The 6901-nt window shown below is 68.3% G+C and carries 7 protein-coding genes and 1 pseudogene; 2 read left to right on the top strand and 6 right to left on the bottom strand.

What is annotated here, in order from left to right; genetic code table 11:
- From VF468_29020 to VF468_29005, 4 genes and pseudogenes are all read right to left on the bottom strand, one after another.
- Positions 1–701 (bottom strand): hypothetical protein (locus VF468_29020; protein HEX5882329.1); only part of this gene is annotated, 701 nt, incomplete at its 3' end.
- A gap of 953 nt (positions 702–1654) precedes the next feature.
- Positions 1655–2314 (bottom strand): ankyrin repeat domain-containing protein, encoded by a 660-nt coding sequence (locus VF468_29015; protein HEX5882328.1) that lies wholly within the window; start codon positions 2312–2314, stop codon positions 1655–1657.
- A 50-nt stretch (positions 2315–2364) separates the two neighbouring features.
- Positions 2365–2790: a group 1 truncated hemoglobin gene (locus VF468_29010; GenBank protein HEX5882327.1), complete on the bottom strand. Its 426-nt coding sequence runs from the start codon at positions 2788–2790 to the stop codon at positions 2365–2367.
- Between the two features lie 114 nt (positions 2791–2904).
- Positions 2905–3069, bottom strand: a pseudogene (locus VF468_29005) (heme-binding protein).
- Positions 3070–3481: 412 nt separating this feature from the next.
- On the opposite strand from VF468_29005, the gene VF468_29000 reads away from it, so the two are divergent.
- Entirely contained in the window at positions 3482–3883 is a 402-nt protein-coding gene (locus VF468_29000; GenBank protein ID HEX5882326.1) for a DUF1622 domain-containing protein, read from the top strand.
- 208 nt (positions 3884–4091) lie between these two features.
- Here the strand turns inward: VF468_29000 and VF468_28995 are convergent, their stop codons facing one another.
- The gene (locus VF468_28995; GenBank protein ID HEX5882325.1) at positions 4092–4481 is read right to left on the bottom strand and encodes a nuclear transport factor 2 family protein; all 390 of its coding nucleotides are present in this window, start codon (positions 4479–4481) and stop codon (positions 4092–4094) included.
- Between the two features lie 260 nt (positions 4482–4741).
- Positions 4742–5713, bottom strand: a complete 972-nt coding sequence (locus VF468_28990) for a magnesium transporter CorA family protein (GenBank protein HEX5882324.1) — start codon at positions 5711–5713, stop codon at positions 4742–4744.
- Positions 5714–6359: 646 nt separating this feature from the next.
- Between VF468_28990 and VF468_28985 the strand changes: the two genes are divergently transcribed.
- The coding region (locus tag VF468_28985; protein HEX5882323.1) for an NAD kinase at positions 6360–6901 on the top strand (542 nt) is incomplete at its 3' end.

The raw sequence follows: 6901 nt of genomic DNA, 5'->3' as shown, positions 1-6901 counted from the left end.
GGGAACGGCTCCTCGACATCCACCAGGCCGCGAAACTGCTCCAGCCCGGGGATCTGGCGGCGGTTGACGTCGTCGTAGATCGCGTACCCGTTCTGGGTGAAGAAGCACAAGATGGCCAGCAGGTGCTGGGCGATGTCGGCCACCGGGATGACCAGCAACGAGCCGGAGACGTTCACGCACCAGGTGTTGTGGCCCTCCAGATACGGCTCCTCGGCCGGCAGGTACAGCCGCCGCTCCGACAGCTGGCGGGCCCGGTCGCGGTGGCGCTCGACCATCAGCTCGGGCGTCACCTCCTCGGTGGCCGGGTCGACCAGCGCGCCGGCGTCCCGGGTGGGGAAGAAGTACAGGCCGGTGTCGTCGGTGAAGAACAGCTCGGCGGTGTGGAAGCCAGCCGCTGAGGGGAACGTCCGCCCGGCGGCGCCGGCGGCGTAGTTGGAGATGTGGGGGGCGTAGCGGGCGTGCCGGGTGATCGAGTAGTGCCAGCCCGTTGTCCCGCCCATTGCGCTCAGCACCAGCATCCGCTCCAGGTCGCTGAGCGGCACTGGCTCGTGCCTGGAGCGATAGGCGAGCGGGCCGTCGGGGAGCTCATCGCCCAGGGCGAACCGGCGCGACCGGCGGCCGAAGATCGCCTCCACCAGCGGGAAGGCGGCCAGCTGACGGAGCGCCTGGGTCTCGGTGGCGGTGGTCTGCTCAACGTTCATCCGGTCCCTCCTTGCTCCGGTCTCAGGAGGCCGTCTTCCGTCGGCTCGATGCCTCCATGAGGTCCTATGCCGATACCGATTGCCCTTCCGCAGGAGGGCGTGTCGGTCGCGGGCGACCCGCTCGGGGCGTTCCCACTGCACCGCCTCGCCCAAGTGCAGGGCGAACACCGCGGGCAGGCAGCGCTCCTTGACTGCGCCGAGCCGCACCGGCCCCGCAGGCCGGGTCTGCTCCACCGGCCCGAGGATCTGGAGCGTCGATCCATCCCCCCGCATGAGGAAGAGTGTGGCGGATTTCTGCCCAGCCCGGCCATTCGGACTATCCGCGTGCGGGAGCTCGCCCCGCGACTGCCGACATGACCCGGTTCATCAACACTCACCGCGACCCGTTCGGGGTCGAGTCGATCTGCCACACCCTTCAGTGCAGGATGCCCTGCGTCTGCTGGCCAGCTGGGCCGCGACCAGCACCGACGACATCCAGCAGCCTGCGGTCATCGACGACGCCGAGCAGGCTGAGGCGTCGAGACGCCCGACTGACCAGGTCAACCTGGACGAGCCACCGCGAGGAACGGCGCCGCGTCCGTGTTCTGCCCAGCGCGCCCCACGAACCAGGAACACCGGGCGACTCCGCTGGAGCTGTTCTTCGATCTGGTCTACATCTTCCCCGCCACGCAGGTCACCGCCTTACATGGCCTATGAGCGACGCCTTCACCGGGGTGCGAGCGGTCGCGACCCCGACGGTGGCGGAGTCGATGCGCACGGTGACGCCCCAGGACCACGCGACCTACGCGCCGGTGTACGGCGACACCCTCGCCGCGGACTATCGTCGACAGCCAGTTTGGCCTGGCGCCGCCATTCGAGGCTGAAGACGCGTCGTCGTAATGAAGCCGCCATAGCGAAGCTGCCCTGGCCCACCGATCGCTCCTAACAGCTTGGCACGGGCGATCCACCCGACGCTACGCCCGCCCACCCGACCGCTGGAGGATCGCCGCGATCTCGTCGTACCCCCGCCGCCGCGCGTGCGCCAGCGGCGTCACGCCTTCGCCGTCGGCAAGGTTCACCTCGGCCTCTGCCTCGACGAGCAGGCGCACGACCTCGGTGTGCCCCCGGTCACCGCCGCCGAGGATGATCGCCTCCAGGAGCGCCGTCCAACCGAGGCGGTTGACGTGGTCGATCTCGACCTCCGTGTCGAGCAGCCGCTCCACGATGCGGACGTGGCCGCGGTCGGCGGCACGGATCAGCCCGGTGCCGTTGTAGCTGTCCTTCGCGTCGACGTCGGCGCCGTTCGCGAGCGTCAGTTCGAGCAAGCGCGGGTCGTCCCCGACCTCGCTGGTGGCGATGAGGTAGGCGCTCTGCTGGCGCTCGTCCTTGACGTTCACGTCCGCCCCGGCCTCGATCAGGCTGCGGGCGACGTGGACATGATTGCTGTAGGCGGCGGCGACGAGCGCGGTCGCGCCGCTGGCGTCGCGGGCGTCGACAGCAGCGTCCCGTCCCAGCAGCGACCGCACGCGATCGACGTCGCCCGCCCTCGCGGCCACGATCAGCTCGCCGTCCGCGTCCGCCGACGACTCCCGCCCTTCGCCAGCGCACCCAGCGCACATCAGCGCGAGGACCACCAAGACGGCGATCCTGAACAGCGGACGAGTTCTGCTCCCCGCCTGCGCGGCTACTGGGTGTATCCCCGGGTCACCTCGTCTTTGTGTGCGGCGAATGCGCCCAGAACCTCCCCCTTCTCCCGCTCGGGCACCTTGAAGACGTCAAGCGTTCGCGCGAGCTCAGCCGCGACTTCGTCGAACTCGGCGGGCGAGATCTTCAGCTTGCGGTGCGCTTCCTCCAAGCCGAGCGGCGTGCTGCCCGGTACCGTGGCGACGTATTGCTGAGGGCCACCGGAAATGTCGCAGACCCACAAGGTGCGCATGAACTTGAGGCCCGGCAGTCTGCCCAGATTGTTGGTGTGCCACTCGCGGAGGTCGGGGTTCTCCGACTTCTGGCCGACGATCGGGTTTTGCACGACAGCGTCGCTGAAGTGGTCAACCACCGCAGCGATGGCGAATGCGCCACCGAGCCGCTCGTAAAGGGTCGGTTCCGTCATTACTTGCCTCCCGGGTTGAGACGGTTTCTTGGAAGCATCCCCACTCGGTCCAGCCAGGCTAAAGCCGGCTCCGACGATCGAGGCGAGCTGGGTCGGATCGCCGGCCCCCCTGAGCCAGCGTGGCGGTGGGGTCCGGAACGCGGTGGCGGTCACAGCATTGGGCGGAACCATGGTGACGCTGGCCTGGCTGTTGCCGTCCATCCGCGACGACATCTTGATCACGCCGCAGTCGTCGACCACCGCAATGAACATCGACACGCCAATCTGTCGGGCGCGCCGCTCGGCGGCGGCATCGCCGCGGCCAGGCTGCTCCCGTACGCCAGTGCCTGCCGGCGGGACACGGGACGCCGGCCGACGTTACTGGCGGACGGTTCGGCCACGTTGCGACCTCCATCGTGAGGGACAACCGGAGAACCCAAACCGGGCATAGGTGATTCCCCACCCTGGAGCGTCAGCACACGCCGCTCCTGGCCGATAGCGCCGAGATCGAGATCCCCGGACAGGCCTGAGGCCTGCGGGCCGACCTGCGCGCGATCCAGTTTTCGGCCTTGACTGGGAAGCCCGGTCCCGTTTCTGCCACTGCCCATCGACCATATGTTCATCTATTCCGGCGGTTGGCTTCTTCGCTCACTATCTCCCACAGTTCCGGTCGTCCTAGGCTCCGAGCGTCGATTGGCCAAGGAGGGCGGGGATGGGCTTCGAGCAGACGATGGACGCCATCGCCAGAGGCGTCGAGATCATTGGGATCGTGACGCTCGTGCTGGGCTTGGCGGCGGCCCTTGTCCGCGCTGGGCTGGCCTTGACCGGCGGCCAGGGTGTGGAGGAGGCCTACCGGATCGTCCGGACGGTCTTTGGACGGAGCATTCTGCTAGGGCTGGAGTTCCTGGTCGCGGCCGACATCATCAGGACCGTGGCCGTCCAGCCTTCACTTGAGAACGTGGCAGTCCTCGGGCTCATCGTGCTCATCCGGACGTTCCTGAGTTTCTCGCTGGAGGTGGAGATCGACGGGCGCTGGCCCTGGCAGCATGCTGTCCTCGGACGGACAGCACCGTTACCCGCTTCACGCAACTCCAGCGAACCGGGAGAGGAGTGAGCTGGCAGCTCGATGCAGCGAGGAGGCGGGAAGCCTGCCGGTCATCCCGCCTGTCATTCCACCCACTGCTACTCGGCCCTACAGGAGCGCACTGGCTGGACGACCCACCCGACTTGAGCTGCAGGGACAGCACTCAGCACGCCGTGGACGATCCGCTCCTGTCTCCTAAACAGCGGTCCCAGCAACGGCCTTGGCTCAGCCACAGCGGCTAGGAGAAGAACTCGTCGTAGGTGTACTGGTTCTCGAGGTACTGCCAGGCCTCAACGACCTTGCCGTCGCGGATGTGGAACACCAGGACCTCGCGGTCCTCCAGCGTCCGGCCCTCACGCTCGCCGGTGGCCAGGTGCAGGCCGACGGTGTGCTGGTCGTCGGCCACCACGTCATGCACCTCTACCCGGAAGGTGCCGGCCGTCAGCTCCATCGTCTTTCCGAAGAACCCCAGGACCGCGTCGACGCCGCGGTGGTCGCCGGCCAGCACGCTGCGGCCCGGGAAGTGCCAGACAATCTCAGGGTCGAACAGCTCGCGCAGGGTCGCCATGTCGCCCTTGGCGAACGCCTCGTAGCCCCGGCGGACAAGATCCTCGTTCGGGTGTGCCATCGCTGCCCCCTCTTCTGCACCGAGTGCCCTGCAACCTACGACGCCGCCGGCCCAGCGACAAGACTGGATCGGTCAGCCTCGTCCTGGTCCCGCTACTCGGTCAGCCACGTCCTGATCTCGGCACCTGTCAGCGTCTCTGGGCCTGTTGCAAGTACGACCGTTTCTACAAATGCCCTGGTGGTACTGCCGGGCCCGTCGCTTCCAGCCCGAGTTCGGGCCCGCGGCCCTACCACCGATGTTGATCATCCGAGAATCCAACCTCAGAGCCAGTCGAGGCGTTTGAAGAGCAGGTACAGGCCGCCGGACAGGACCACCAACAGCACGACCGAGGCGACGAACCCGGAGGGCTGGGCGAACCCGGGGTAGGGGACGTTCATGCCGTAGAACCCGGTCACCGCGGTCGGCACCGCGATGATGGCTGCCCAGCTGGTGACCTTCTTCATGATCGAGTTCAGCCGGTTGCCCTGGATGGTGAGGTTGGTCTCCAAGATGGTGGAGACCAGGTCCCGCAGGGACTCGGTCCACTCCGTGGCCCGCAGCACATGGTCATAGACATCCTGGAAGTACGGGCCCATGGCCTCATCAACCAGCTTCAGATCCCGGCGGAGCAACGTGTTGACGACCTCGCGCATCGGCAGCACGACCCGGCGCAACACCACCAGCGACTTGCGTAGCTCAAAGGAGCGGCGCTGCACCTCAGCACCATGGGGCCGCTCGTCGAACAGCAGGTCCTCCAGGCCCTCCATGGCCTCATCCAGCTGCTGCACGACGGCGAAGTGCCCGTCGACGACAGTGTCGAGCAGCCCCCACAGCAAGAACCCGACGCCGTGGCCGGCCAGGTCGGCCGAGCCGTCCCAGCGGGCCACCACCCCCTCGATGTCGAACCGAGGGTCCTTGCGGACGGTGATGAGCGCCCGGAGGGTAATGAACGCGGCCAGCTCGCTGGTTGTGAGCCGGCCGGTGTCGTGATCCAGGCTGACGGCGTAGGCGGTGAGGAACGCGTGGTCCTGGTAGCGGTCCAGCTTGGGCCGCTCGTGCTGCTGGGTGGCGTCCTCGACCGCCAGGGGGTGGAGCCCGAACTCCTGGGAGATGACCTCCAGGTCCTGCTGGTCGGGCTCGCACAGGTCCAGCCAGACGACCGTGTCCGGCTGCTGGAGGTAGTCGGAGATCTGGGCGGCCGGGAAGTCCTTGGCCTCCAGCTCCCCCTGTCGGTACAGCCGGGTGTGACGCATGCGGCCAGCCTATCCCCAAGCGGCGTGACGGGCTCGGGCTGCAGAGAGAGGGCGAGCTCGACTTACTTGCGCTGGTCACCGCGACGCAACAGCGTCCGGGCTGAGAGTCCGGCACGGCCGGACGGGCTGGCCGCCGCCCAGCTGGTCGGTGAGATCATGGAGCATGGTGAGGTTGGCTCCGCAGCGAGCGGACGGTGGTGGGCGGCAATGCGCCAGCCGTGCGGTGGCTCGACGGGTTCCGATGACGGAGGGCGGCGCCGGATGCGAGTCGCTGCCGTTCGACCCGGCGGCCGGCTCGAGGCTTACCCGGAGCAGGGCCAGCCCGGCATCATGGGCGGCATGGCAGAGGCCGACTCGATACGCAGTGGATCTCCGACCAGCCCGTCGGGCTCGGGGAGGGCTGCCCACACCGCGCCTTGGAGCAGACCGCGACCGCGGATCCCAGACCCCGGTCCGGGTCCAGGTCGGGTCTCTCACGGGTATCTCCGGCCGGGGCGGCGGTGCCATCAGCGCACGCAGGGGCGCCCGCGGCGTCTGCTGATCCCTCGACGAGGACATCGTGCGCCAGGCGAGCTGCCCCGGCCGGAGCAGAACCTGACCGAGGCCTCGTATGTCGACTCGTTGATCGACGTTGGCGGATAGTGCCTTGTCCTGGAATGTATCCAAGCCGCGCATCGCCTGCGTCGCGTCGAGCGCGGCAGCGGCGCGGGCGGCCCAGGCCGAGCTCGCGGCCCGCTACGACCTGGTCGACCCCGGCGACTGCGAGGTCATCGTGGCCCTCGGCGGCGACGGCCTGCTCCTGCACACCATCCACGAGCACCTGCAGCTCGGTCGGCCGATCTTTGGGATGAACCGCGGGACCGTTGGATTCCTTATGAACCAGTACCGGCCCGACGACCTGGTTGCACGCGTCGCCGCCGCCAGCCCGATCACCATCCATCCGCTGCGGATGGCGGCGACCCACGCCGACGGACGCAGGTCGCGGGCCCTTGCCTTCAACGAGGTCGCCGTGACCCGCCTGTCCGCCCACTCGGCCAATCTCCGTCTGTCGATCGACGGGGTTGAGCGGATGCCCGTGTTCATGGGTGACGGACTGATCGTGGCCACCCCGGCCGGCAGCACCGCCTACAACCTCTCGGCCCACGGGCCGATCATCCCGCTCGGCTCCAACCTGCTCGCCGTCACCCC

The sequence above is a fragment of the Actinomycetota bacterium genome, assembly GCA_036280995.1.
Taxonomy (GTDB): domain Bacteria; phylum Actinomycetota; class CALGFH01; order CALGFH01; family CALGFH01; genus CALGFH01.
Note: the sequence above shows the minus strand (reverse complement) of the source record. Positions and strands in the feature narration are given on the sequence as shown.

Coding starts and splice junctions, on each gene's coding strand:
- VF468_29010 (HEX5882327.1), bottom strand. CDS start 2,790: ATGACGGAACCGACCCTTTACGAGCGGCTCGGTGGCGCATTCGCCATC.
- VF468_29000 (HEX5882326.1), top strand. CDS start 3,482: ATGGGCTTCGAGCAGACGATGGACGCCATCGCCAGAGGCGTCGAGATC.
- VF468_28995 (HEX5882325.1), bottom strand. CDS start 4,481: ATGGCACACCCGAACGAGGATCTTGTCCGCCGGGGCTACGAGGCGTTC.
- VF468_28990 (HEX5882324.1), bottom strand. CDS start 5,713: ATGCGTCACACCCGGCTGTACCGACAGGGGGAGCTGGAGGCCAAGGAC.